At 51.8% G+C, this 253-nt stretch carries 1 pseudogene; it reads left to right on the top strand.

Annotation, left to right across the window (positions count from 1 at the left end):
• Positions 1-253: pseudogene (gene psdA / locus CF394_RS00410) on the top strand (lantibiotic ABC transporter ATP-binding protein PsdA); the annotation flags it as partial.

Below are 253 nucleotides of genomic sequence, written 5' to 3'. Positions count from 1 at the left end.
CTTTCAGGATTTTAATCTGCTTGATACGCTGACGATTCGGGAAAATATTCTCTTGCCGCTTGCATTGGACAAGGTAAAGCTGAGAGAAATGGAAGCCCGCTTGGGAGAACTGGCGGATACGCTGCAAATCAAGCATATTCTTGACCACCGGACATATGAGGTATCGGGCGGGCAGCAGCAGCGCGCGGCCTGTGCCAGAGCGATTATTCACAATCCGGCGCTCATTCTTGCCGATGAACCGACGGGAAACCTT

The organism is Tetzosporium hominis (genome assembly GCF_002265435.1).
GTDB classification, from domain to species: domain Bacteria; phylum Bacillota; class Bacilli; order Bacillales_A; family Planococcaceae; genus Chryseomicrobium; species Chryseomicrobium hominis.
The sequence above is the reverse complement of the archived record's forward strand: the minus strand, read 5'-3'. Positions and strand labels throughout refer to the sequence as shown.